This is a genomic window from Ewingella sp. AOP9-I1-14, from assembly GCF_052375995.1.
Taxonomy (GTDB): domain Bacteria; phylum Pseudomonadota; class Gammaproteobacteria; order Enterobacterales; family Enterobacteriaceae; genus Ewingella; species Ewingella allii.
Window position 1 is genome coordinate 1068063 of record NZ_JBQSVA010000001.1, and the last position, 25002, is coordinate 1093064.

The following is a 25002-nucleotide window of genomic DNA, read 5'->3' on the forward strand; positions in this document are numbered from 1 at the left end:
GACATATCTATCCTTAATCCTGAAGACGGGCGATCTCTTCGCCGAACTCGCGGATATCCTCAAAGCTGCGATATACCGAAGCAAAGCGAATGTAGGCGACTTTATCCAGCTTTTTAAGTGCATCCATCACCAGATTGCCAATCATTTTGGCAGGGATTTCGCGCTCTCCCGTAGCCCGCAATTGTGACTTAATGTGGCTGATGGCCATTTCAACATCATCTGAGCTTACAGGCCGTTTTTCCAACGCCTTCAAGATACCGCGGCGCAGTTTGTCTTCATTGAAGGGTTCACGAACGTCATTGCTTTTAATCACGCGGGGCATCACCAGCTCGGCCACTTCAAAAGTAGTAAAGCGTTCGTGGCAAACCAGACACTGGCGACGGCGGCGAACTTGCGATCCATCGCCAACCAGGCGGGAATCGATGACTTTCGTATCAACAGCAGCACAAAATGGGCAATGCATAGCAGTTCCTGATGGCGGTCTTGATGGGGGGTTAGTTTAGCGCGAAGTGGCGCGACAACAAAGGCTGTCGCTACTTTGGTGCACATCGGGTTAAACTTAACCCCTTGTTTGAGCGGGAGGAGCTGCACGTTTCCCCCTTCACCCTATGATTTTACTGGCTCTGAGCAACTCGCTCTCAGAGCGCAAGAAAAGGAACTCACCGACATGACAGGCTATTTTCGCGCAACTTTAGCTGCTTCAGCCCTGCTGGCATTATCAGGTTGTGCCCAACAAGACCCACAAGTGACAGAGCTGCGATCTGAAGTCGGCCAGTTAAACCAAAAATTACAGCGTCTGACCGATTTAGCCAGCGCGCTGGAGCAGCAAACCCTGCTCAACCGCCAGTCAACCGATGGCCTGTATATCCTGCCTGCGGCAAAAAGCGCGGCGGTGGTGAAGAGTGATATTGGTGAGTTAAGCGTAATCCTGACCAATGTTTCTCCAGATGCCAGCGGCGTTCAAGGCCAGCTGCGGATTAAAAGCGTGTCGGGACAGCCACTGCCGCCGTTCACCGCCTCGCTGGACTGGGGACAGCTTGACCCAGTCACTGGCAAGCCTTTGACCGTGGATATGCAAACGCAAAATATCGCCAGCGTCCCGACCCTGCTGCCGAGCGCGGAGCAGGTTATCGACGTGACCTTCCAGAATATTCGCGTCGAAACCCTCGGCTTTGTTCGCCTGCATAATATTCTTGGCCCGGTACAAGCAGTTCAAGAGCCCGCCGCCGCCAAATAACGGCCTTCAGAAAGCATAAAAAAAGCCTCGCAATTGCGAGGCTTTTTCATGGCTGATGCTGAACAGATTAAGGCAGGATCGAAGGCTGATCTGCGCCCTCTTTCTCAACTTTCTGCTGCAACATGTGTTCGCGTTTCATGCCAAGTTTCAGCGCTAACGCGGATGCCACGTAGATAGATGAAACCGTACCGATTGATACACCGATCAACATGGTCAGTGAGAAGCCTTCCAGCAACGCGCCGCCAAAGATGTAGAGCATCAGAACAACCATCAGCGTGGTCGCTGAGGTCATGATGGTACGGCTCAGGGTCTGGGTCAGGGACACGTTCATGATTTCGTAAGAGGTACCGCGACGGATCTTGCGGAAGTTCTCACGAATACGGTCCGAAACCACGATGGAGTCATTCAGAGAGTAACCAATAACCGACATCAGGGAAGCGATGATGGTCAGGTCAACCTCGATTCTGAACAGTGACAACACGCCCATGGTGATGATGACGTCGTGCGCCAACGCGATAACCGCACCCAACGCCAGTCGCCACTCGAAGCGGAAACCAACGTAAATCAGGATACAGATAAGCGCAATCAACAGCGCCATCGCACCGGCCTGAGCCAGATCGCTACCTACGCTTGGACCCACGAACTCAATACGTTTTACTGACGCATTTTTGTCGATGTCGGCGTTGATAAGTCCGATGACTTTGTTACCCAGTTCCTGACCCGCAGTGCCTGACGTTGGCGGCAGACGGACAATAATGTCGCGGCTGCTACCAAAGTTTTGGACCACAGGGTCGGTGAACCCGGCTTTCTCCATTGATGCACGCATGTCATCAAGGTTAGCGGGTTGATCGAGGCTGATCTCAATTACCGTACCGCCGGTAAAGTCCAGACCCCAGTTAAACCCGCGAACACCGATGATCGCGATGGAAACGATCAACAACAGACCAGAAATGGCGAAGGCCAAGTTGTCCCAGCGCATAAAGTCGATGACTTTACGGCCGTAGTTCAGTTGTTCAACAGTATATTGTTGCTGTGCCACAACGCACTCCTCAGATAGACAGCTTTTTGATGCGTTTGCCGCCGTAAAGCAGGTTGACGATGGCACGGGTTCCGACGATTGATGTAAACATCGAGGTTGCAACACCGATAGCCGTGGTGATAGCAAAGCCTTTTATCGAACCGGTACCCACCGCATAAAGAATAATCGCCGTGATCAGGGTAGTAATGTTGGCATCAACGATACTGGAGAACGCGCCTTTATAGCCTTCATGAATCGCCTGCTGAACGGAACGTCCGTTCTTCAGCTCTTCCTTGATACGTTCGTTAATCAGTACGTTGGCATCAACTGCAACCGCAAGGGTCAGTACGATACCGGCAATACCCGGCATGGTCAGCGTTGCCCCTGGCAGCAGAGACATGATCCCAACAATCAGAACCAAGTTAGCCACCAGCGCGGTTGTCGCAATCACACCAAACTTACGATACCAAACCACCATAAATAGAATTGACGCCACCAGACCCCACAAGCAGGCTTCCAGACCCTGGGTGATGTTCTGCATCCCCAAAGTTGGACCGATGGTACGTTCTTCAACAATCTGAATCGGCGCAATCAACGCACCCGCGCGCAGCAGCAGGGAGAGCTGGCGAGCTTCATTCGGATCGTTAACGCCGGTAATGCGGAAGCTGTTACCCAGACGTGACTGGATAGTCGCGACGTTGATAACTTCTTCTTGCTTAGCCAGAATCGAACGGCCGTTCGCATCTTTCTTACCGCTGTCTTTGTACTCCACAAACAGGGTCGCCATCGGTTTACCGATATTGTCCTTGGTGAAGTTAGACATGGCGTTGCCGCCAGCGCTATCGAGGGAGATGTTAACCTGCGGCTGGTTGTATTCGTCCATGTTGGAGGTGGAGTCAGTGATGTGGTCACCGGTAAGGATCACGCGCTTGTACAAGACAACCGGGCGCCCATCACGGGTATTTTTCACTTCACTGTCGCCCGGCACGCGGCCAGAAGCAGCGGCAGTCGCATCAACGTTGGTGTTGACCAGACGGAATTCCAGCGTTGCCGTCGCACCCAAAATTTCTTTGGCGCGGGCAGTGTCCTGAATCCCCGGCAGCTCAACCACGATACGGTCTGAACCTTGACGCTGTACCAGCGGTTCAGCCACACCCAGTTGGTTTACACGGTTACGCAAAATGTTGATGTTTTGCTGAACGGCGTATTCGCGGGCTTCGCTCAGGCGATCATCAGTCATCACAACGCGCGCGGCATTGTCGCCACTGGCGGTGATGACTAAATCACGGTGACGCGGGGAAAGATAGCTAACGGCGCTGTCGCGAGTTGCGGCATCACGGAAACGCACTTCGACACCATAGTTGTCGAGTTTACGAACCGTGGCGTAAGGAATATTTTTCTCGCGCAGGTCACTGCGCATGCTGTCCATGGTCTGCTCTTGCAGCTTGCTCAGCGCGGTATCCATGTCAACTTCCATCAGGAAGTGAACACCACCACGCAGGTCAAGACCGAGCTTCATTGGCTCAGCGCCCATCATGCTTAACCAGCGCGGCGTTGCTGGCGCGAGGTTCAGAGCAATAACAAATTTGTCGCCCAGGGCGCTGGTGAGGGCTTCGCGAGCGCGCAGCTGTACATCAGTGTCTTTAAAGCGGGCAAGGATTTGACCATTTTCCAGTGCAATAGATTTGCTTGGAATTTTGTCTTGATCTAATACGTTTTTGACTTGGTCCAGCGTTGCAACACTGGCGTCGGAGCCCCGAGCGCCAGTAATTTGAACAGCCGGATCCTCACCATAAAGGTTGGGAAGTGCGTATAGCAGACCGACGATGATCACAACGATCAGCATCAGATACTTCCACAAAGGATAACGGTTTAACACGGCAGTTCCCTTCGGGAAAATCGAAAATTAAAGAGCCTTCATCGTACCTTTCGGCAGAACGGCAGCCACGAAGTCACGCTTGATCATCACTTCAGTAGTGTCGTTCAGCGCGATAACAATGAAGCCAGTTTCAGCTACTTTGCTTACGCGACCGATCAAACCACCGGTGGTCATCACTTCGTCACCTTTACCGATGGAGTCCATCAGTTTTTTGTGTTCTTTAGAGCGTTTCTGTTGCGGGCGCAGGATCATGAAATAGAAAATCAGACCAAAAACGACCAGCATGATGACCAGAGAGTAAGGACTTCCCTGTGACGGTGCGCCGGTAGCTGCGACTGCATCGGAAATGAAAAGACTCATTTAAATTCCCTCATTGTTGTTATGAAACATAACGATATAACGTCTGTTTCTGTTTAAGCGACTCATTTAAAAGCGCCGCCAAAAAGCGACGCCGGTAAATCATTAAATAGAACTCGTCGTTAACACTTCAGGCTCAGAAATTAAGAGGTGGAACCTCTTTCCCTTTACGCTCGTAGAAGTCTTTTACAAACAGCTCTAATTTACCCTCTTCGATAGCCTGGCGTAAACCCGCCATCAGACGCTGGTAATAGCGCAGATTGTGGATGGTGTTCAGGCGCGCACCCAGTATTTCGTTGCAACGGTCGAGATGATGCAAGTAGGCACGGCTGTAATTGCGACAGGTGTAACAATCGCAATGCTCATCGAGGGTCGAGGTATCATCTTTATGCTTGGCATTACGGATTTTCACGATGCCGTCAGTGACGAACAGATGACCGTTACGCGCATTACGCGTAGGCATTACGCAGTCAAACATATCGACGCCACGACGTACGCCTTCGACCAAATCTTCTGGTTTACCGACGCCCATCAGATAACGCGGTTTATCTTCCGGGATCTGCGGACAAACATGCTCAAGAATACGGTGCATGTCCTCTTTCGGCTCACCTACCGCCAAGCCGCCCACAGCGTAACCATCAAAGCCAATCTCTACCAGCCCTTTTAATGATACATCTCGTAAATCTTCGTAAACGCTACCTTGAATAATACCGAACAAAGCATTCTTATTATTCAATTCGTTGTGACGATCGCGGCTGCGTTTCGCCCAGCGCAGAGACATTTCCATTGAACGCTTGGCATAGTCCCAATCCGCCGGGTATGGCGTACATTCGTCAAAGATCATTACGATGTCAGAACCGAGATCGTTTTGGATCTCCATCGATTTTTCAGGGCTGAGGAACACCGGATCGCCGTTAATCGGGTTACGGAAGTGCACGCCTTCTTCTTTGATCTTACGCATCGCGCCCAGGCTGAACACCTGAAAACCGCCGGAGTCAGTCAGGATTGGGCCGTGCCAGTTCATAAAGTCATGCAGGTCGCCGTGCAACTTCATGATCTCCTGACCAGGGCGCAGCCAGAGGTGGAAAGTGTTGCCGAGCAGGATCTGCGCGCCAGTGTCTTTCACCTCTTCCGGGGTCATGCCTTTTACCGTGCCGTAAGTGCCCACTGGCATAAATGCCGGGGTTTCAACCACGCCACGTTCGAAAACCAGACGTCCGCGACGTGCGCGACCATCAGTAGTGCTTAATTCGTACTTCACAGTGCCTCCAGCATCAGAGAAACAGTCTGATGAGGTTACTCCGCGGAGTTATCCGCAGAAAAAGAAAGCCCGAATGCATCGAATGCGTCCGGGCCAATGGTTACTGGCCGACCGCTTCTTGCGGAGCCAGAGGATTACGGTTGATGAACATCGCATCACCGTAACTAAAGAACCGGTACTGCTCCGCCACCGCCTGATGGTAAGCATTCATGGTGTTTTTATATCCGGCAAACGCGGAAACCAGCATGATCAGCGTGGATTCTGGCAGGTGGAAATTGGTCACCAGCGCGTCAATCACCTGATAGTCATAGCCCGGATAGATAAAGATCTTGGTATCGCCGAAGAATGGCGCAATCAGCGCGTCTTCTGCCGCCTTGGCGGCGCTCTCAAGTGAGCGTACTGAGGTAGTTCCCACCGCAATCACGCGCTTACCGCGCGCTTTACATGCCAATACCGCGTCGACCACTTCTTGTGGCACTTCGGCGTATTCGGCGTGCATTACGTGGTCTTCAATAGTGTCCACACGCACTGGCTGGAAGGTGCCCGCGCCAACGTGCAGCGTCACAAAAGCAAACTCCACCCCCTTCTCTTTCAAGGCGTCCATCAGCGGCTGGTCGAAGTGCAAACCGGCAGTCGGTGCCGCAACGGCGCCAAGGCGCTCGCTGTAAACCGTCTGATACAGCTCGCGGTCGGCGTCTTCGTCCGGGCGGTCGATATAAGGAGGCAACGGCATGTGGCCGATCTCTTCCAGCAGAGTGAAGACATCGCGATCTTCATTAAATTCCAGCTCGAACAGCGTATCGTGGCGAGCCACCATGGTGGCTTTGATGTTTTCGTTATCGCCTAATAGCAGTTCTGCGCCCGGTTTAGGCGACTTTGAAGCACGGACGTGAGCCAAAATGCGTTTGGAATCAAGCACCCGCTCTACCAGCACTTCAATCTTGCCGCCGCTGACCTTGCGGCCAAAGACGCGGGCGGGGATTACGCGGGTATTGTTGAAGACCAGCAGGTCACCGGCGTCGAGCTTGTCGAGCAGGTCGGTGAAAATGCCGTGCGTCAGTTCGCCGCTTGGCCCGTCCAGCGACAACAAACGGCAGCCGCTGCGCTGGGTCTGCGGATAGCGGGCAATCAGGGACTCGGGGAGTTCAAAAGAAAAATCGGCAACGCGCATGGCTTTTCACTTCAGTTAACGGACAAAAACAGGCGGCTTAGTCTAGTGGTACGGGCCTTTTGCTGCAAGCTTCTACCTCAAGAAAGGCATATCCTGACATGTCATTGATCATGTTTCTTGCATTATACTGTGCGGATGAATTTTTTAGCTCATCTCCATCTGGCCTCACTCGCCAACAGTTCGCTACTCGGAAACCTGCTGGCCGACTTCGTCCGTGGCAATCCTGACTCGCTATTTTCCGCTGATATCGTCAGCGGCATTCGCATGCATCGGCGGGTCGACGTCATGACCGACACCCTGCCGGAAGTGAAAATCGCCCGCAGCTATTTCCGCGATGATTTCCGCCGCGTCGCGCCTATCACGCTGGATATGGTGTGGGACCACTTTCTGTGTCGCCACTGGGCCACGCTCTCGCCGGACATTGAGCTGGAAGAGTTTATCGAAGCTTGTCGCCAAGAGATTGAACCGCAGCTGGATGGAATGCCGGAGCGCTTTATCAATCTGAATCGCTATTTATGGTCAGATCGCTGGATGCAGAGCTATGCCGCGCTGCCCAATATCGGCAATGCCTTGTCGAATATGGCCGCCCGCCGCCCGAAACTCAGCGCGCTGGCTGGGTCATATCACGATCTGGAATTGAATTATGACGCGCTGGAACAACTTTTTTGGCAGTTTTATCCGCAGATGATGCTGCAAGCCAGACAGCAGGAAATTTGACTTAGGGTGAAATTAATCGTGAATCGCGACACAATTCCCTGCAAATCAGCCGCTTATTCATAATAAGATTTGCGACTTACTCCACAGACTGATAGTCGAATACTATCTGATTGATTGGTCTGATGGGGTTTATTCGCTTCCCCCCAGCCTCTATACTGGCTGTCGATTTATACACCCCTAATTCTTTTACCTCACCAATAGGAGTACTTATGGTCCTGGTAACTCGTCCGGCCCCAGATTTCACAGCAGCAGCTGTACTTGGTAGCGGTGAAGTTGTTGATAACTTCAACTTCAAAAAACACACTGCGGGCAAACCAACTGTTCTGTTCTTCTGGCCAATGGACTTCACTTTCGTATGTCCTTCAGAGCTGATCGCTTTCGATCACCGTTACGAAGAATTCCAGAAGCGTGGCGTTGAAGTTGTTGGTGTTTCTTTCGACTCTGAATTCGTTCACAACGCATGGCGTAAAACCCCTGTTGAGAAAGGCGGCATCGGCGAAGTTAAATACGCGATGGTTGCTGACATCAAACGTGAAATTCAGAAAGCCTACGGTATCGAACACCCAGACGCTGGCGTTGCGCTGCGTGGTTCTTTCCTGATCGACAAAGAAGGCGTGGTTCGCCACCAGGTTGTTAACGACCTGCCACTGGGCCGTAACATCGATGAAATGCTGCGTATGGTTGACGCGCTGCAATTCCACGAAGAGCACGGCGAAGTGTGCCCCGCTCAGTGGGAAAAAGGCAAACAAGGTATGGGCGCTTCTCCAGACGGCGTAGCTAAATACCTGTCAGAAAACGCATCAAACCTGTAATTTTTTATTAAGCCTCAGGGCTTTAAAAAAAATAACAGAGCAATAACGGTCAGCCTAGCTGGCCGTTTTTTTTTGGGATTTTTTTCCCGCATTTTTCCCGCATAGTCATCACCGTCTTCACATTTATTTCATAAAACTCTGCCCGATCAGTCCTATTCCATCTAACCTAAATACGTCTCATTTTTGCCTGCCACGTGGCGCGATAGATTGGCCTGCGCCTTGCATGGTTTCCTCCGGCAAGAATGAACGTTGTATAGAAAAAAAGCGTTATCACACAAGAACCTGAAGGTTCTGCACAGACAGGGTATCAAACAGGAGTTTATATGTTACTTAAATGGAAAAAGCCGTTAACCATAATGGCATTGCTGGTCAGCGGCTCGCTTCACGCGGCGTCCAACCCCGCGGTAGAAGCCAAAAACGGCATGGTGGTCACTTCGCAATATCTGGCATCTCAGGTGGGTGTCGATATTCTCAAGATGGGCGGGAACGCCGTTGATGCCGCCGTGGCCGTTGGCTACGCTCAGGCCGTGGTTAACCCATGCTGTGGCAATATCGGCGGTGGGGGCTTCATGACGGTGCACCTTGCCGACGGCAAAGACACCTTTATCAATTTCCGCGAAACCGCCCCAGCCGCCGCCAGTGCCAACATGTATCTGGACGCCGATGGCAAAGTGAAAAAAGACGCCAGCCTGTATGGGTATCTCGCCTCGGGCGTTCCGGGCACCGTGCTCGGCATGGACACCGCCCAGCGCGAATACGGCAAGCTGACCCGCGAGCAGGTGATGGCTCCGGCGATTAAACTGGCCCGTGAAGGCTTTGTCCTCACCCGCGCCGACACGGATATCCTCGACACGACGGTAAAACGTTTCAAAGAAGACCCTGAGGCCGCGCGCATTTTCCTGCGCAAAGACGGCACTGCCCTGCAACCGGGCGACAAACTGGTGCAAACCGACTTAGCCAACACGCTGGAATCCATTTCTAAACACGGCACAGACGCTTTCTACAAAGGCAAAATCCCTGCTGCGGTAGAAGCTGCGTCCAACAAAGGCGGAGGCATCCTGACCGCCGCCGACTTCGCCAACTACAAAGTCACCGAGACGGCCCCTATCACCTGTAGCTATCGCGGCTACAAGTTTGTCTCAGCACCGCCACCAAGCTCTGGCGGAGTGACCATGTGCGAAATCCTCAATATCCTCGAAGGCTATGACCTGAAGAGCATGGGCTTTAACTCAGCGGCGTCCATTCACTACATGACCGAGGCCATGCGCCACGCCTACATGGACCGCAACACCTATCTCGGCGACCCGGAGTTCATCAAGAACCCGATTGATCGTCTGGTCAGCAAAAGCTACGCCGAAGAGATTCGTAAGAAGATTCAGGCAGATAAGGCCACGCCTTCCGAACAAGTTCAGCCGGGAATGGAGCCGCACGAAAAGCCAGAAACCACTCATTACTCGATTGTCGACAGCATGGGTAACGCGGTTTCCACCACTTACACCGTCAACGGCCGCTTTGGTTCCGTGGTTATCGCGCCAGGAACCGGCTTCTTCCTGAATGACGAAATGGACGACTTCACGGTCAAAGTGGGTGAGAAAAACCTCTACGGTTTGGTGCAGGGCACGCGTAACTCCATCGCCCCCGGTAAGCGCCCACTATCCTCCATGAGCCCGAGCTTAGTGACCAAAGACGGCAAGATCTTCATGGTTCTAGGTTCACCGGGTGGTTCGCGCATCATCACTATCACCCTGCAAACTGCCCTCAACGTGATTGATTTCGGCATGCCTCCGCAGGAAGCCGTTGACGCGCCGCGTATCCACCACCAGTGGCTACCGGATGAGGTGTATTACGAGCAGCGAGGCGTTTCAGCCGACAGCCTGAACATTCTGGCCAAGATGGGCTACAAGATGGTTGAGCAGACCCCATGGGGCGCGACCGAGCTGATTATGGTCGGCCTGCCGGGTGCGGTTGGCGTGACGCCGGCTAACTCGGGCAATGACTCGGCGGTGTCGGGCAAAGTGCGTGAAGGCTATCTGTATGGCGCGAATGATGTGCGTCGACCAGCTGGCGCCGCCATCGGCTATTAACCTTAACCTTCATCCTTCGCACCGTATCGGCGTTGGCTGCCTGCCCTCACCTCAGTCACTTACTGATGTAAGCTCCTGAGGATTCGGGCAGTTGCCGCCTTGATACAGCGCGAATGATTTTGGTTAAACATAAATATGAAAAAGCCCCGAGCTTATGTGAGCGCGGGGCTTTTCTTTTAACGGATGTAAGTGCTTGCTTAGCTTTGCGCCGCCAGCTTCTTGCGGTCGTTGCGACGTTTAAACGCGTAACCGATAAGCAGCACGGCGACCCATACCAGCCCGGCGTAGAGAGAGACGCGCGTGGTTGGGAAGTAGCCGATTAAGCCAATGATAAAGAATAGGAAGATAATCGCGATAACCGAGGTAAACACCCCGCCGCGCAGTGGGAATTCCAGCTCGCTCACCTGCTGTTTGCTCAGTTTGCGGCGGAAGGCGATTTGCGAGAACAAAATCATAATCCACACCCACACGGTAGCGAAGGTCGCCAGCGAGGCAATAACCAGGAAGACGTTTTCCGGCATGATGTAGTTGAGATACACCGCCACCAGCAGCGCCGCCATCATCACCAACACCGTGACCCAGGGAATGCCGCGACGCGACACCTTGCTGAACATCTTCGGCGCGTGGCCCTGACCCGCCATGCCGTGCAGCATGCGGCCCACGCCAAACACGTCGCTGTTAATCGCTGAAAGCGAGGCGGTGATCACCACGAAATTCAAAATACCGGCAGCAATGGTGATGCCCATGTGCTGGAAAGTCAGCACGAACGGGCTGCCCTGCGTCCCGACCTGATTCCACGGGAAGATAGACATAATCACAAACAGCGTGCCCACGTAGAACACCAGAATGCGCCACGGCACGGAGTTAATGGCTTTCGGAATCGACTTCTTCGGATCTTCAGCTTCTCCGGCGGTGATACCAATAATCTCAATCCCGCCGTAGGCAAACATCACCAGCTGGAGCGAGAGAATGGTGCCCATAATCCCCTGACTGAAGAAGCCGCCGTTGCTCCACAAATTGTGAATACCGGTAGGCTGCCCGCCGTTGCCGATACCCCAAATAATGATGCCAAAGCCCGCCACAATCATGATGATGATGGTCAGCACTTTGAAGAAGGAGAACCAAAACTCCAGCTCGCCGAACACCCTGACGCTCATCAGATTGATGCCGCCGATGATAAGCACCACGCTCAGCACCCAAATCCAGTGCGGCACCTCGGGGAACCAGACGCCCATGTAGATGCCGAAGGCGGTGACGTCGGCGATGGCGACAATCAAAATCTCGAAGCAGTAGGTCCAACCTGTGATGTAACCCGCCAATGGCCCGAGATAATCCTGCGCGTAGCGCGAAAACGAGCCACTCTGCGGGTTGTTAACCGACATCTCACCCAGCGCGCGCATGATGATAAACGCCACGATCCCGCCGACCAGATAGGCCAGCAACACGCTTGGCCCGGCTAATTTAATCGCGTCCGCCGAGCCGTAAAACAGGCCGGTGCCGATGGCCGAGCCGAGCGCCATAAAGCGAATGTGTCGGGTAGTCAGGCCGCGTTTTAACTTAGTCGCTGGCGGCTCTTTCTCAACTGATTGCTGCATGTGAATTTATCCAATTCCTTTGTTCATCAAGGCTGATGAGGGACTCAAACCAATGAAAAAGCCACGGAAGGGTTTTCCGTGGCCTGATTGGCGAAACATTCTTCAAACGCAATTATATGACTGAAACGTGACGCCAGTGAACCACCAATGTCATTTACTGATGAGCCGTCACGCTGCGCGGTCCGCTAATCTTGTCGTAAATCCCAGCGAGAACCAGCATCACCAGCGAAGGTGGCAACCATGCCAGGCCCTGCGCCGCTAGCGGCAGATTCGCAGTCCAGGCTGGCATGATATCAGCCAGAGCCGAGGCTTTAATGCCATCCACCAGTCCGAACAGCAGGCTAACCACCATTACCGGTGCCACGATGCGCGTGGTGCTATTCCACCAGCGCAGGGTGAAGCTCAGCACCACCAGCACGATACAAGGCGGGTAAATCGCGGTCAGCACCGGGATAGAAATCTGAATCAAATGGCTCAGGCCCAGATTCGACACCAGCATAGAGAACAGGCCGAGGATAAACACCAGCGAGCGATAAGAGAGTGGCAGATACTGGGCGAAGAACTCCGCGCAGGCACAGGTCAGGCCTACCGCCGTCACCATACAGGCGATGAAAATCAGCGCGCCAAGGAAGAAGCTGCCCACGCCGCCGAAGGTGTGTTCGACATAAGCATGCAGAATAACCGCGCCGTTAGTGGCGTCAGGCACCAGCGAGGCGCTATTTTCGCCCAGTTTGAACAGGCTGAGGTAGACCAGCATCAGGCCGACACCGGCAATCAGGCCCGCCAAAATAGTGTAGCGAGTCAGCAGCTTGGCGTCGGACACGCCGCGAGAGCGCGCCGCGTTAACGATAACAATACCAAACACCATCGCGCCCAGCGTATCCATCGTCAGGTAACCATTGACGAAACCGCTGGAGAAAGGCACGTGCTGGTAGGCTTCGGCAGCAGGCATGCTCTGCCCCGCTGGCCACAGCACGGCGGCCAGGCCTAACACGCCCAGCGCGACCATTTTCAGCGGCGCGAGGAAGTGGCCCACGGTGTCCAGCAGGCGGCCCGGATAGAGGGAGATACCAATCACCAGCGCGAAGTAAACGACGCTATAAATGAACAGCGGCAGCGGGCCGTCGCCGGTTAGTGGTGCGATCCCGACTTCAAAAGAGACGGTGGCGGTACGCGGCGTGGCGAACAGCGGCCCGACGGCCAGATAGCAAACCGTGGCCAGCAAAATGCCCGCGGCGCGGCCAATCGGCGAGCTCAGCGCGTCAACACCACCACCCACACGAGCCAGTGCAATCACGGTCATGACCGGCAGGCCCACGGCGGTTATCATAAACCCTGCCGCCGCCCACCAGACTGCGGGACCGGCCTGTAAACCGACCATCGGCGGGAAGATGATATTCCCGGCACCGACGAATAAGGCGAAGGTCATAAAGCCCAACGCCAAAATATCTTTGCTTGATAAACGAGTACTCATGATTGGTATCGTGTTGCCTGTTCAAATGAATAAAGTGACCGATGCTAACGCCTGTTCTTTCGTTATAACGTCAATGAGCGAGATAACCGCCTGACAATGCCATTTCGAGGAGAGAAAGAAGCCTAAAATGCCTGATGATATGCAGATGAAATGTTGTAATTCAGGAATAGTTCAGCGACAGCGGGCGCTAAGGTAAACGTTTATGTCGTGAAAAGGCAAGCCGAGATCCAAAAAGCAGAGCCTTAGACCAGACTTTTACCAAAAAGCAGTGCATATCACTAAGTCACTAGAGATATGCAAAACATGATATGTATGATTATTCATCAAATTAAGCACAAGATACAGACTATTGCCGCTAAAACTGCGCGAAATCACCAAGAACCGGTCGTTTCCCGCACGTTTATAAGGTGTTAATGAAAGGTTGAGCTACTGATTAGCAGGCTGGGGTAAGCCTCTGGCAGAAAAGAAAAAAGCTGCCCGATGAGCAGCTTTTATTTTTTAACATTTATGCCAGCAGAATATTACTTCGTATCTTTCACTTTGCCCGGCGTAGCGGAACTGGCTGGCACCACCAGACGCTGTGGCAGGGTAAACATAAATCGCGTGCCGACACCCACTTCGCTCATGATATCCAGCTTGGAGTTGTGGTGGCTGAGCGCGTGCTTAACGATTGCCAGCCCCAGCCCGCTGCCGCCCGTCTGTCTAGATCGCGCTTTGTCGACGCGGTAGAAGCGCTCCGTCAGGCGCGGCAGGTGCTGTGGCTCAATGCCCGGCCCGTTATCACTGACCTGAAACTGCGCCCCCAGCGGCGTTTGCTGCCAGCTGACTTCAATGCGCGTGCCAGTCGGCGTGTGGTTCACCGAGTTATACACCAGGTTAGACACCGCGCTGCGCAGCTGATCTTCATTGCCAAACACCTGCAACTTGTCGTTTACGCGGAACACAATCTCGTGGCGACCATTGCTTAAAGTCTGCACCTCGCGCTCCAGCATACCCATCATCAGCGGCATATCCACCTTCTCATTGAGATCAATGTTGGTGGCTGCTTCGATGCGAGACAGCGTCAGCAGCTGTTTCACCAGTCCGTCCATGCGTCGCGTCTGCTCCTGCATGGTGTCCAGCGCCTTGCTGCGGAATGGCTCTTCCAGCTTGGCGTCTTCCATCATCTCCAGATAGCCCTGCAACACGGTCAGCGGCGTGCGCAGCTCATGACTGACGTTGGCGAAGAAGTTGCGACGCGCCCCTTCCAGCTGGCGCATTTGGGTGACGTCACGCGCCACCATCAGCAGCTGACCTTCGGAATAAGGCATCACGCGGAACTCAACGTAGTGCTCATTGTTGAGCTGCAAATTCAGCGCACGGTTAAATTCTCGGTTCTGAATCCAGCTGCGAAACTCGGGGTAACGCAGCAGGTTGAAGATATGCTGCCCGTTATCTTCCGGCCAGCGGAATCCCAACAAATCCTGAGCCAAGCCGTTACACCAGAAAATATTGCCTTCTTCGGTCGCCAGCACCACGGCATCGGGCAGAGACTCTGCCCCGCTGCGAAAACGTTTGATGAGTTGACCGAGTTCACGCCGACGCCGACGGTTACGCATTTGCATCTGGTTCAACCCATAAAACAGCGGTTCCCAGCTCCAGCGACCATTTGGTGGGGTGATGCTGCGATCGAGCCACAGCCAGTGAGAGAGTTTAAGCTGGTTATAATAGTTCCAGCCCAGCGCCGCCAGCAGCGACGCAAATAGCAGCCATCCGTAATGGCCGAAGAAAATACCGATGATCAATGCTGGCAGACAGAACAGAAACAGTTCCCCCGCCAGACGCTTCCAGGACAGACGTTCTAACACACAGATTCTCCGCTGCGGCGAGCCGAAAGGCCCCTACATACTATACCCAAAATCATGGGGTTACCGAGCGCGGCCTTGCGCCCAGACAACCTGAAGTATCAAGGGTATAAATGACTCAGTAACGGGTAGAGAACCGGTAACCCGTTCCACGTACCGTTTGAATCATTCTGTCATGTCCGCTGGTTTCTAACGCTTTGCGCAAGCGACGAATATGAACGTCTACCGTGCGATCTTCAACATAAACGTTAGTGCCCCAGACGTTATTCAGCAACTGCTCACGGCTGTAAACCCGCTCAGAATGCGTCATAAAGAAGTGCAGCAATTTGAATTCTGTTGGCCCCATGTCCAGCGCCTGCTCGTTCGCCATTACGCGATGTGAAGAAGGGTCGAGGCTCAGCCCCTGCATGTCGATCACTTCTTCCACCGCCATCGGGGAAATTCGACGCATTACGGCTTTAATACGCGCCACCAGCTCTTTCGGGGAGAAAGGCTTGGTGATGTAGTCGTCCGCGCCCACTTCCAGACCGCGCACTCGGTCTTCCTCTTCGCCACGGGCTGTCAGCATCATGACCGGGATTTCACGCGTTAGGGCTTCACGTTTAAGATGTTTGATAAACTGAATGCCGGAACCGCCCGGTAACATCCAGTCGAGCAAAATAAGCTCGGGGAATGGCTCAATCAACCGGGCAACTGCCGAGTCGAAATCTTCTGCTTCCACTGCCTGATAGCCGTTTTGTTCCAGCACAAAGCACACCATTTCACGGATCGGAGCTTCATCTTCAACCACTAAAATACGTCTAGCCATCGTAGGTCCTGCCAAAAGGTTAGCGATCATTGTTTGATTGCGGAGGGGATTATGCGTCAGTTTTGTGACATTTTTATGAAAATCGCTCAGCAGCCAAACTAAGTGTAGCTAAGCCTTCATTAATGCGTCATGTCGTTGAAATCCGCCTGATTTAGCGAGGACAGCCCCCAGCCTGACGTTTATACTTTGCGGCAAACTGTTGCAGCACACCACCGACGGGAGATTCATGCGCCTGATCCACACTTCAGACTGGCACCTTGGCCAGTATTTCTTCACCAAAAGCCGTGCCGCCGAGCATCAGGCATTCTTACGCTGGTTGATAGAACAGGTGGAACGCCATCAGGTTGACGCCGTGATTGTGGCAGGCGATATCTTTGATACCGGCTCGCCGCCGAGCTACGCCCGCGAGCTGTACAACCGATTTGTGGTCGAGCTGCAAACCACCGGCTGCCAGCTGATCGTGCTGGCGGGCAACCACGACTCGGTCGCCACGCTGAATGAGTCCCGCGAGCTGCTCTCCTGTCTGAATACCCGGGTGATTGCCACCGTGGGCGAAGACCTATCCCAGCAGGTTCTGACCTTAAATCATCGCGACGGCAAGCCGGGCGCAGTGCTGTGCGCCATTCCCTTCCTGCGCCCGCGCGACCTGATTGCCAGTCAGGCCGGGCAGTCCGGCAGCGACAAGCAGCTGGCGTTACAGGAAGCCATCGCCGCGCACTATCACGCGCTCTACCAGGCGGCGCAGGCCGAACGCCAGAAACTCGGCCTGCCTCTGCCGATCATCGCCACTGGCCACCTGACGACCGTCGGCGTCAGCACCTCGGACTCGGTGCGCGACATTTATATCGGCACCCTCGACGCCTTCCCGGCGCAGGCTTTCCCGCCGGTAGATTATGTCGCCCTTGGCCACATTCACCGCGCCCAGTGCGTGGCGAAAACCGAGCATATTCGCTACAGCGGCTCGCCGATTGCCCTGAGCTTTGACGAGCTTAGTAAGGTGAAAAGCGTCTATTTATTGGATTTCACCGGCGACCAGTTAAACAGCATCGACACGCTGGAGATCCCGCAATTCCAACCAATGCAGATGATCAAAGGCTCCTTGGCAGAAATCGAACAGCAGCTGAAACAGTTTACCGACGCCGCCCGCGACCAGCCGGTGTGGCTGGATATCGAGGTCGCCACGCAGGACTACCTGAGCGACATTCAGCGCCGCATTCAGGCCCTCACCGCCGAGCTGCCGGTGGAAGTGGTGCTGCTGCGCCGCAGCAAAGAGCAGCGGCTGAACAGTATTTCGCAGCAGGAAAAAGAGACCTTGAGCGAGTTGAGCGTCAGCGAAGTTTTCGAGCGCCGTCTGGCACTGGAAAGCGAAGTCGATGAAAGCCGCCAAAACAGAATGCGCACCCTGTTCGCGCAAATCGTAGAACAAGTACAAAGCGGCGAGTCAGCGGAGGACGGCGCACAATGAAAATTCTCAGCCTGCGGCTTAAAAACCTCAATTCGCTGGAAGGCGAATGGAAAATCGATTTCACCGCCGAGCCTTTTGCCAGCAACGGGCTCTTTGCCATTACCGGCCCGACCGGCGCGGGGAAAACCACCCTGCTCGATGCCATCTGTCTGGCGCTGTATCACCAGACGCCGCGCCTCAACGTGTCGCCAACCCAAAACGAGCTAATGACTCGCCACACCGCCGAATCACTGGCCGAGGTGGAGTTTGAAGTTAAGGGTGTTGGCTACCGCGCCTTCTGGAGCCAGCGCCGGGCCAAAAACTCGCCGGACGGCAACCTACAAGCGCCGAAGGTAGAACTGGCGCTGTTGGAAGATGGCAAGATCCTGGCCGACAAAGTGCGCGACAAGCTCGACACCATCGCCCAGCTCACCGGGCTGGATTTTGGCCGGTTCACCAAGTCGATGATGCTGTCGCAGGGCCAGTTTGCCGCCTTCCTCAACGCCGACGCCAATGACCGCGCCGAGCTGCTGGAAGAGCTGACCGGCACCGAGATTTACGGTCGGCTGTCCGAGCAGGTTTTTGAGCAGCACAAGCAGGCGAAAAACCAGCTCGAAGGTTTACACCAGCGCATGGCGGGCATTGAGCTGCTTAGCGAAGAGCAGCGCCAGCTTTTGGAAGGCCAACTGGCCGAGGTAAACCAGCAAGAACAGCAGCTTAGCCAGCAGTCGCAGGCGCAGCAGCGCGACCTCAACTGGCTGCAACAGTGGCAGCAGGCGCAGCTCAAGCAGCAGCAATATCAGCAACTGCTTCAGGCCAGCGAGCAGGAAGTCGCGCAGGCCGCGCCGCAGTTACTGCAACTGGCGCAGAGCGAACCGGCGGAAAAACTTCGCCCCCTGCTCAATGACCGCAATCGTCTGCGGCAGGACAATCTGGCACTCAGCCAGCATCTCAAAGAACTGGGCGAGCAGCAGGCCAATCAGCTTCAACAGATGGCCCCTCTGGCGCAGGCCGTCGAGCAGGCCCGCGCGGCTCGCCAGCAGCAGGTTCAAACCCAAGAGCAGCAGCAGAAACTGATGGACGAGCAGGTGCAGCCGCTGGACAACCAGATTGCCCAGCTAGATAAAACACAGGCAGACAGCCAACAGGCGCTGGCCGACACCCAAAAGCAGGCGACTGAGCTGGCGGCAACCTTAGAACAACTCAGCGCGGATCGCCTGAAGCTGGAGCAGCAGAGTCAGCAGCATCAAGCCCAGCAGGCCACTCTCGCCGCCGCACTGGGCAGCCAGCAAAAGCAGCAGGCCGAACTGGAACAACGCCATCCACTGACGGCACTGCAGCAGCGCCAGTCCGAGCTGACTCGCCTGCGCCCGGTGCGCCAACAGCTGTTTTCCCTCGCCCAGCAGTATCCGCAAATCAGCCAGCGAGTTGAGCAACAGAGCCAAGAATTTGCCCAGCGTCAGGCTGAATTGTCCGCAGCTGAGAAACAGCTGGAGCTGATCCGCCAAGAGTTTAAGCAGCACAAAACCCACCAGACCGACGTCGAAAAACTGCTCGAGCAGGAGAGGCTGATTGTCAGTCTGGAAGCCGAGCGTTCGCGTCTGCAAACTGGTGAAGCTTGCCCACTCTGTGGCTCGACCGAGCACCCGGCCATTCAGCAATATCAGTCAGTTAAGCCGTCAGAAACCGAGCGACGGGTGGCAGAAATGCGCGCCAAAACCGAAGCGCTGCACACCCAAGGCACCGAGCTGCGAACCAAAACCGAGAGCCTGAAAGAGCAGCAGGCGCGGCTGCAAAACCAGCTGCTACGGGACCAAAACCAGCAGAAAGCCTATCTCGAAAGCTGGCAGCAGCTGAGCGCCCCGCTCAATCTCAGTTTTGAATTACAAGACGCGGCGCAGCTGGAGCAATGGCTTGCAGAGCGCGACCAAGAAGAGCAGCAGTGTCAGCAGCTTAGCAGCCAGCATGAGCAGCAGGCACGGGCGTTACAGCAGGCAAAAGATGCCCTGACGGCGGCGCAGAATGAGCAGCTTAAAGCCCAGCAGCAGGCCGCGTTATTAACGGAACGCTTCACGCTGATGCAGAGCAACCATACTCAGCAACAGCAGCAGTTGGCAAAGCTTCAGCAGCAGGTCGCTCAAGATGGCGAAAGCTTGCAAAAGCTCCGCCAGCAGCGGGTGGCGTTGTTTGGCGAACAGCAGATTTCTCAGGTACGCGAGCAGTTGCGCGCCCAGCTGCAAGCCAGTGAAAATGCCTTGCAGGCCGCCAGCGAACAGCTTCAAAAATCGCAGGAGCTGCGCGACAGGCTGGCCGGGCAGGTTGCTAGCGCAACCGCCTCTCAGCAGCAGTTGACCGCGCGGTTGCAACAGGCCGAAAGTGCGTGGCAGCAGGCGCTAAGCACCAGTGATTTCGCCGACGAGCAGGCGGTCAGCCTCGCCCTGCTCGACGACACCCTGCGCCAGCAGTTGCAGCAGCGAAAAGAGCAGCTTCAGCAGAAACTGGCCGAGCATCGCGCCCTGCTGGAACAGGCCAATCTCACTCTCGAGCAGCAGCGCCAACAGCGGCCGGAAACCCTGAGTGAAACCGACAGTGATACCGCGCCGCTGGCCGAACGCCTCGAGCAATTGGCCCAGCAGCTAAAAGCCTTGCAGCAGCGTCAGGGGGAGATCCGCAACCAGCTGACCACCGACGTCGCACGCCGCGAGGGGCAGCAAAACCTGATCGCGCAGATTGCTCAGTCCCAGCAGCTGTGCGACGACTGGGGCTATTTGAACTCGCTGATTGGCTCCAGCGACGGCGCGAAATTCCGCAAATTCGCCCAAGGTCTGACATTGGATCATCTGGTGTATCTGGCAAACAAGCAGTTGGAAAAGCTGCACGGCCGCTACCTGTTGCAGCGCAAAACCAGCGACGCGCTGGAGTTGCAGGTGGTGGATACCTGGCAGGCCGACGCGGTACGTGACACCCGCACCCTGTCGGGCGGCGAGAGCTTCTTGGTCAGTCTGGCACTGGCGCTGGCGCTCTCCGATCTGGTGAGTGACAAGACTCGCATTGACTCACTGTTCCTGGATGAAGGCTTCGGCACCCTCGACGCCGACACGCTGGACACCGCGCTGGATGCCCTCGACAGCCTAAACGCCTCGGGTAAAACCATCGGCGTGATTAGCCACGTTGAGGCCATGAAAGACCGCATCCCGGTGCAAATCAAAGTCACCAAGGTGAATGGTCTGGGGGTCAGCCGTCTGAGCAGCCAGTTTAAAGTCTGATTTTCGCCCGTTGAGAACCAACAATGGCTAGCCAACCGCTAGCCATTTGCACATCTATAACCCAGCTTTTCTCACCTTGCGCACCAGCGCGGTGCACCTCTCCTGTTTTAGTCTACTGAAAATGCAGGCTTTTCTGCTTTTGACCAACATGGCACGGCCTGTGCTTAGTGTTATGTATACAAGTTGCGGTACAAGCTGCAACCCCTCATTAACCCGCAAGAGGCCAGTCGATGAAAAACAGCAAACCTGAGTCATCTCTCGTCAATCCCCGCCGCCGCCAACTGATGAAATGGCTGGCGATCACCGGCGGAGCCATGACCCTCGGCGGCATGGTGCCCGCCAGCGCCTTTGCCGCCGATGACGATGAAATCCGTATCGGCTACTGGCCGATTGTTGGCGGCCTGCCTTTTTATGTCGCGCTGGAGCAGGGCTTTTTCAAACAGGCCGGGCTGAATGTCAAAGGGGTGAAGTTCGCCAGTGCCCAGCAGATTATCGAAGGCATGCTTACCGGCCGCATACACGGCTGCGCCAACGGCACGGCGACCGGCGCGCTGGGGCTTGGCGCAATCACCCAGCCCGACTTGTTCAAAATCATCTGCTCGAACCCGTCGAATCGCACCTTGGTGCTGGACGAATTCTTAGTGCCACTCGACAGCAAGGCCACGTCGATTGCTGATCTGAAAGGCAAGAAAATCGCCTGCGGGCCGGGCATTCAGAACGTCACCATGGCTAAAATCATTCTGGAGAAAAACGGCTTCACCAACCCCTCGGTGATTGAACTGCCGGTCGGCCAGCACGCCCCAGCGCTGGCGGCGGGCCAGATTGATGGCGTCTACACTCTCGAACCTACCGGCACCGTCGGACGCATGAAGCACCTGTCGCGCACGCTGGAAACCGGGGTTATCTCGAAATATGTGCTGGGCGATGCCGATGCCCCGTGGTTTGGCGGCGCGGCGGCGCTGAATACGGCCTTTATTAAAAGCAGCCCGGACGCGGCGAAAAAGTTTATTGCCGCCTATGCCCAAGCCGTGGAGTTCATCCAAGCCAACCCTGACAAGGCCCGCGCCAACATCGCCGGGTATACCAGCATAGAGCCTGCGTTGGTCAGCGAAGTGCCGCTGCCGGGCTTCGTCATGTATCCGCAGCTCAACGGCGACAACCTGAAGTGGTTCCAGAAATTCTATGACGTGTTTACTGAACGCAAGATTTTCAGCAAGCCGGTGGACGTGGCATCGCTGATTTATCAAGGTTAAACGGGGAGAACCGCCATGACTTCACGCTGGTCTACGAAATTATTGCCGCTCATCGGCCCGGTTCTGCTGTTTCTGTTTTGGCAGTTAGCTGTCAGCGCGAAATGGCTGAATCCGGTGCTGCTGCCCTCGCCGGTTGAGACGCTGAGCTATATGTTCCAGTCGTTTTCCGACGCCAGCATGCGCACGGATATCGGCGCGACGCTCTATCGCACGCTGATGTCATTTGCCTTTGCGGCGGTGATTGGCGTGCCGCTGGGGGTGGTATTGGGCAGCAGTGAAAAGGTCTACCGCAGTCTGGAATTCCTCATCGACTTTTTCCGCTCCACGCCCTCTTCGGCGCTTATCCCGCTGTTTATGCTGATCTTTGGTATTACCGACGCCAACAAAATCGCCATCGCGGCCTTCGCGGCGGTGCTGGTTATCCTGTTCAACAGCGCCTATGGGGTGATGAATGCCAAGAAGACCCGGCTGATGGCTGCCAAGGTGATGGGGATTTCGCGCTGGCACATTTTCAAAGACATCATGCTGATGGAGAGTCTGGCGCAAACCTTTGTCGGCCTGCGCACCGGCGTGTCGATTGCGCTGGTAATTGTGATTGTCGCCGAGATGTTTATCGGTGCGGAAACCGGCCTGGGTCATCGCATCATCGACGCCCAGCAAGTGTTCAATATCAAAGACATGTATGCCTCAATCCTGATCACCGGGGCCATCGGCTACCTGCTCAATCTGGCCTTCCTGCTGGTGGAAAAACGTATCGTTCACTGGAGTAGCAAAGCATGACGCAACCTCTCTCACTTCGCGATGACTACAAGGGGCCGCAGCTGCCGCAGTACCCTTCTCGCCCCGACACCCACGTGACGATTCGCGGCTTGTCGAAATCTTTTGCCGGCCAGCCGCTGTATACCGACTTTAATTTGGATCTGCCTCGCGGAAAAATTGTCTCCATTTTCGGCCCTAACGGCTGCGGCAAGTCGACCCTGATGAACATGGTGGCCGGGCTGATCCCGCTGGATCAGGGCGAGGTGCTGTTCGACGGCAAAACGCTGGCGCAAACCACCATTGGCTATGTGTTCCAGAACTATCGCGACGCGCTGTTTCCGTGGATGAGCTCGTGGGCCAATATCGCCTACCCGCTGGTGCGCCACGGCATGAACAAAGCCGAAGTGGAGGCACGGGTGGCCGAACTGGTGGCGATGTTTGATATTCGTTTTGACCTCAAACGCTACCCTTATGAGCTTTCCGGCGGCCAGCAGCAGACGGTTTGCATCATGCGCGCTTTGGCGACGCGCCCGGAGGTGATGTTCCTCGACGAGCCTTTCTCAGCGCTGGATTTCGAAATGACGCTGTTTATCCGCGACAAGTTGCAGGAAGTTCAGATGGCGACCGGCGTGACAATGGTGATTGTGTCTCATGATCTTGAGGACGCGGTATTTCTGGCCGATGAGATCCTGCTGCTGACCCGCAGACCAACTCGCATCGCGGAAATCGTGCCTTTCGACCTGCCTCGCCCACGCGACGCCGAGATCATGAGCCATGCCGAATTTATTCGCGTCAAAGCCCATACGCTGGAAGTGTTTAAACGCGAGATGGCGCTGTAGTGGACTCCTCACTGGCCCCGGCCTGCCGCCACTGGCGCGGGCTGACGCCAAACCAGCGGCGAAATGCTCGCGAGAAGGCGCTGACTTCGGAGTAGCCGAGTAGCAGCGCCATTTCCGAAATCGGCAGCTGCTGTTGCTGTAAATAGTGGGTCGCCAGCTCGCAGCGCACCTTGTCCACCAGCTGAGTAAAGCTTAGGTTCTGCTCGCGCAGGCGGCGCTGTAAGGAGCTGGCTGACAGGCCCAGTTTGTCTGCCACTTCATCCAATACCGGCTCGCCGCGCAGCAGTGCCTGACGCACTCGCGAACGGGCGCTGTCGACGATTGACTGCTGCGAAGGCGCGTCGGCGTTCAGTCGGCGAATGGCGTCTTGCATCACCAGCAGCAGAGTTTTGTCCCGCTCCGGCATGGCGCGCTGCAAATCGCGTTTGGCGATCAGCAATGAGTTGTAAGGCTGGTCGAAGTAGACCGGCGCGTCGAAAATTTTGCAGTGTTCGTGCCACTGGTGCGGGCGCGGGTGCTCAAAATGCACTTCACGCGGTGCCCAGCTTTTGCCTAAGCCGTGGCGCAACAGATTGAGGATCATCCCCAGCGTCAGTTCGGCGTCCTGCCGTTTACACAAAATACTGCCGTGGCGCACCTGATAGTCAAAACGGTAGTGATCGCCCTTGTCCACCAGCCGGGTCAAGGTGTTGTGTTGATGAAAAGGAAAGGCGTTCACCACGTTTTGAATCGCGGTCTCTACCGTAGAAGAACAGAGGCCAATGTAGCCAATCAGCCCCAATGACTGGGGTTTGAACTGTCTGCCATAGTGCAAACCGAAGTTATCGCAGCCCGACTGCACCGCCGCCTCTTCCAGCACCTGACAGTAGTTCGGCAAGCCTAGGCTCAGCGTGGGCTGTTGCAGCAGTTCGGGGTTGATGCGGCACAGCCCGAGCACGCGATCCACATCCGCCCCTTTCGACAGAATAAACTCGCTAAGCCCCGACGCCGCCGCGGCCAGCACGCCGCGATTGCCAGCCTCGTGCTGCCCCAGCGCGCTGAGCGCCCCGTTCAAACCCGGCGTGAAGCCGGTTAGTGGTTGAAGTAAAGGTTCAGTGTGCATGTTCTTCCACTCCATAAGGCAAACAGGTCAGGAAGTTCTGCAAGTTTCGTACCAGCACGGCGGGAAGAACAAATGCAGTCAG

20 protein-coding genes are annotated in these 25002 nt (G+C 55.2%); 9 read left to right on the forward strand and 11 right to left on the reverse strand.

What is annotated here, in order from left to right:
- Positions 1-13: 13 nt before the first annotated feature.
- Entirely contained in the window at positions 14-463 is a 450-nt protein-coding gene (nrdR, locus tag ACT3RT_RS04940) for a transcriptional regulator NrdR (protein ID WP_353503086.1), read from the reverse strand.
- Positions 464-667: 204 nt separating this feature from the next.
- Here nrdR and ACT3RT_RS04945 point away from each other — a divergent pair, with 204 nt between their 5' ends.
- On the forward strand, positions 668-1237 hold the full coding sequence (locus ACT3RT_RS04945; RefSeq protein ID WP_353503087.1) for a DUF3251 domain-containing protein: 570 nt from the start codon (positions 668-670) through the stop codon (positions 1235-1237).
- A 67-nt stretch (positions 1238-1304) separates the two neighbouring features.
- On the opposite strand, the gene secF is transcribed toward ACT3RT_RS04945, so the two are convergent.
- From secF to queA, 5 genes are all read right to left on the reverse strand, one after another.
- On the reverse strand, positions 1305-2216 hold the full coding sequence (gene secF / locus ACT3RT_RS04950) for a protein translocase subunit SecF (protein ID WP_051899533.1): 912 nt from the start codon (positions 2214-2216) through the stop codon (positions 1305-1307).
- 70 nt (positions 2217-2286) lie between these two features.
- On the reverse strand, positions 2287-4134 hold the full coding sequence (gene secD / locus ACT3RT_RS04955) for a protein translocase subunit SecD (protein WP_353503088.1): 1848 nt from the start codon (positions 4132-4134) through the stop codon (positions 2287-2289).
- A gap of 27 nt (positions 4135-4161) precedes the next feature.
- Positions 4162-4494: a preprotein translocase subunit YajC gene (gene yajC, locus ACT3RT_RS04960; protein WP_034792440.1), complete on the reverse strand. Its 333-nt coding sequence runs from the start codon at positions 4492-4494 to the stop codon at positions 4162-4164.
- A gap of 133 nt (positions 4495-4627) precedes the next feature.
- Positions 4628-5752, reverse strand: a complete 1125-nt coding sequence (gene tgt / locus ACT3RT_RS04965; RefSeq protein ID WP_034792442.1) for a tRNA guanosine(34) transglycosylase Tgt — start codon at positions 5750-5752, stop codon at positions 4628-4630.
- A 100-nt stretch (positions 5753-5852) separates the two neighbouring features.
- A complete protein-coding gene (gene queA / locus ACT3RT_RS04970; RefSeq protein ID WP_485903544.1) occupies positions 5853-6923 on the reverse strand; it encodes a tRNA preQ1(34) S-adenosylmethionine ribosyltransferase-isomerase QueA in 1071 nt (356 codons plus the stop codon).
- 135 nt (positions 6924-7058) lie between these two features.
- Here queA and ACT3RT_RS04975 point away from each other — a divergent pair, with 135 nt between their 5' ends.
- The 3 genes from ACT3RT_RS04975 to ggt all read left to right on the forward strand — a co-directional run bounded on the left by ACT3RT_RS04975 (position 7059) and on the right by ggt (position 10536).
- Positions 7059-7640: an ACP phosphodiesterase gene (locus tag ACT3RT_RS04975; protein ID WP_353503134.1), complete on the forward strand. Its 582-nt coding sequence runs from the start codon at positions 7059-7061 to the stop codon at positions 7638-7640.
- A 209-nt stretch (positions 7641-7849) separates the two neighbouring features.
- Complete coding sequence (locus tag ACT3RT_RS04980; protein WP_353503135.1) at positions 7850-8452, forward strand: peroxiredoxin C; 603 nt, start codon at positions 7850-7852, stop codon at positions 8450-8452.
- Positions 8453-8775: 323 nt separating this feature from the next.
- On the forward strand, positions 8776-10536 hold the full coding sequence (gene ggt / locus ACT3RT_RS04985) for a gamma-glutamyltransferase (protein WP_496202583.1): 1761 nt from the start codon (positions 8776-8778) through the stop codon (positions 10534-10536).
- A 197-nt stretch (positions 10537-10733) separates the two neighbouring features.
- Here ggt and proY read toward each other — a convergent pair whose 3' ends face one another.
- The 4 genes from proY to phoB all read right to left on the reverse strand — a co-directional run bounded on the left by proY (position 10734) and on the right by phoB (position 16257).
- Complete coding sequence (gene proY, locus ACT3RT_RS04990) at positions 10734-12131, reverse strand: proline-specific permease ProY (protein WP_353503137.1); 1398 nt, start codon at positions 12129-12131, stop codon at positions 10734-10736.
- 154 nt (positions 12132-12285) lie between these two features.
- On the reverse strand, positions 12286-13605 hold the full coding sequence (brnQ, locus tag ACT3RT_RS04995) for a branched-chain amino acid transport system II carrier protein (RefSeq protein ID WP_034792453.1): 1320 nt from the start codon (positions 13603-13605) through the stop codon (positions 12286-12288).
- A 521-nt stretch (positions 13606-14126) separates the two neighbouring features.
- Positions 14127-15452: a phosphate regulon sensor histidine kinase PhoR gene (gene phoR, locus ACT3RT_RS05000; RefSeq protein WP_185689390.1), complete on the reverse strand. Its 1326-nt coding sequence runs from the start codon at positions 15450-15452 to the stop codon at positions 14127-14129.
- A 115-nt stretch (positions 15453-15567) separates the two neighbouring features.
- Entirely contained in the window at positions 15568-16257 is a 690-nt protein-coding gene (gene phoB / locus ACT3RT_RS05005) for a phosphate response regulator transcription factor PhoB (RefSeq protein WP_034792463.1), read from the reverse strand.
- A gap of 226 nt (positions 16258-16483) precedes the next feature.
- Between phoB and sbcD the strand changes: the two genes are divergently transcribed.
- The 5 genes from sbcD to ACT3RT_RS05030 all read left to right on the forward strand — a co-directional run bounded on the left by sbcD (position 16484) and on the right by ACT3RT_RS05030 (position 23818).
- Positions 16484-17722 carry an exonuclease subunit SbcD gene (gene sbcD / locus ACT3RT_RS05010; RefSeq protein WP_496202584.1) on the forward strand — a complete coding sequence of 413 codons (1239 nt, stop codon included), beginning with the start codon at positions 16484-16486 and terminating at the stop codon, positions 17720-17722.
- On the forward strand, positions 17719-20967 hold the full coding sequence (gene sbcC, locus ACT3RT_RS05015; protein ID WP_496202585.1) for an exonuclease subunit SbcC: 3249 nt from the start codon (positions 17719-17721) through the stop codon (positions 20965-20967). Before sbcD ends, sbcC begins: the two co-directional genes overlap by 4 nt.
- 230 nt (positions 20968-21197) lie before the next feature.
- Complete coding sequence (locus ACT3RT_RS05020; protein ID WP_154145615.1) at positions 21198-22220, forward strand: ABC transporter substrate-binding protein; 1023 nt, start codon at positions 21198-21200, stop codon at positions 22218-22220.
- A 15-nt stretch (positions 22221-22235) separates the two neighbouring features.
- A complete protein-coding gene (locus tag ACT3RT_RS05025) occupies positions 22236-23000 on the forward strand; it encodes an ABC transporter permease (protein ID WP_353503141.1) in 765 nt (254 codons plus the stop codon).
- The gene (locus tag ACT3RT_RS05030) at positions 22997-23818 is read left to right on the forward strand and encodes an ABC transporter ATP-binding protein (RefSeq protein WP_185689386.1); all 822 of its coding nucleotides are present in this window, start codon (positions 22997-22999) and stop codon (positions 23816-23818) included. The genes ACT3RT_RS05025 and ACT3RT_RS05030 overlap by 4 nt, the downstream gene beginning before the upstream one ends.
- Here ACT3RT_RS05030 and qhpR read toward each other — a convergent pair.
- On the reverse strand, positions 23796-24920 hold the full coding sequence (gene qhpR / locus ACT3RT_RS05035; protein WP_485903532.1) for an AraC-like transcriptional regulator QhpR: 1125 nt from the start codon (positions 24918-24920) through the stop codon (positions 23796-23798). The genes ACT3RT_RS05030 and qhpR overlap by 23 nt on opposite strands.
- Positions 24921-25002: the final 82 nt, after the last annotated feature.

Excerpts from the sequence above, each read along its gene's own strand:
- nrdR (WP_353503086.1), bottom strand. The coding sequence starts at position 463 with ATGCATTGCCCATTTTGTGCTGCTGTTGATACGAAAGTCATCGATTCC.
- ACT3RT_RS04945 (WP_353503087.1), top strand. The coding sequence starts at position 668 with ATGACAGGCTATTTTCGCGCAACTTTAGCTGCTTCAGCCCTGCTGGCA.
- secF (WP_051899533.1), bottom strand. The coding sequence starts at position 2,216 with ATGCGCTGGGACAACTTGGCCTTCGCCATTTCTGGTCTGTTGTTGATC.
- yajC (WP_034792440.1), bottom strand. The coding sequence starts at position 4,494 with ATGAGTCTTTTCATTTCCGATGCAGTCGCAGCTACCGGCGCACCGTCA.
- queA (WP_485903544.1), bottom strand. The coding sequence starts at position 6,923 with ATGCGCGTTGCCGATTTTTCTTTTGAACTCCCCGAGTCCCTGATTGCC.
- ACT3RT_RS04975 (WP_353503134.1), top strand. The coding sequence starts at position 7,059 with ATGAATTTTTTAGCTCATCTCCATCTGGCCTCACTCGCCAACAGTTCG.
- ACT3RT_RS04980 (WP_353503135.1), top strand. The coding sequence starts at position 7,850 with ATGGTCCTGGTAACTCGTCCGGCCCCAGATTTCACAGCAGCAGCTGTA.
- ggt (WP_496202583.1), top strand. The coding sequence starts at position 8,776 with ATGTTACTTAAATGGAAAAAGCCGTTAACCATAATGGCATTGCTGGTC.
- proY (WP_353503137.1), bottom strand. The coding sequence starts at position 12,131 with ATGCAGCAATCAGTTGAGAAAGAGCCGCCAGCGACTAAGTTAAAACGC.
- brnQ (WP_034792453.1), bottom strand. The coding sequence starts at position 13,605 with ATGAGTACTCGTTTATCAAGCAAAGATATTTTGGCGTTGGGCTTTATG.
- phoB (WP_034792463.1), bottom strand. The coding sequence starts at position 16,257 with ATGGCTAGACGTATTTTAGTGGTTGAAGATGAAGCTCCGATCCGTGAA.
- sbcD (WP_496202584.1), top strand. The coding sequence starts at position 16,484 with ATGCGCCTGATCCACACTTCAGACTGGCACCTTGGCCAGTATTTCTTC.
- sbcC (WP_496202585.1), top strand. The coding sequence starts at position 17,719 with ATGAAAATTCTCAGCCTGCGGCTTAAAAACCTCAATTCGCTGGAAGGC.
- ACT3RT_RS05020 (WP_154145615.1), top strand. The coding sequence starts at position 21,198 with ATGAAAAACAGCAAACCTGAGTCATCTCTCGTCAATCCCCGCCGCCGC.
- ACT3RT_RS05025 (WP_353503141.1), top strand. The coding sequence starts at position 22,236 with ATGACTTCACGCTGGTCTACGAAATTATTGCCGCTCATCGGCCCGGTT.
- ACT3RT_RS05030 (WP_185689386.1), top strand. The coding sequence starts at position 22,997 with ATGACGCAACCTCTCTCACTTCGCGATGACTACAAGGGGCCGCAGCTG.
- qhpR (WP_485903532.1), bottom strand. The coding sequence starts at position 24,920 with ATGCACACTGAACCTTTACTTCAACCACTAACCGGCTTCACGCCGGGT.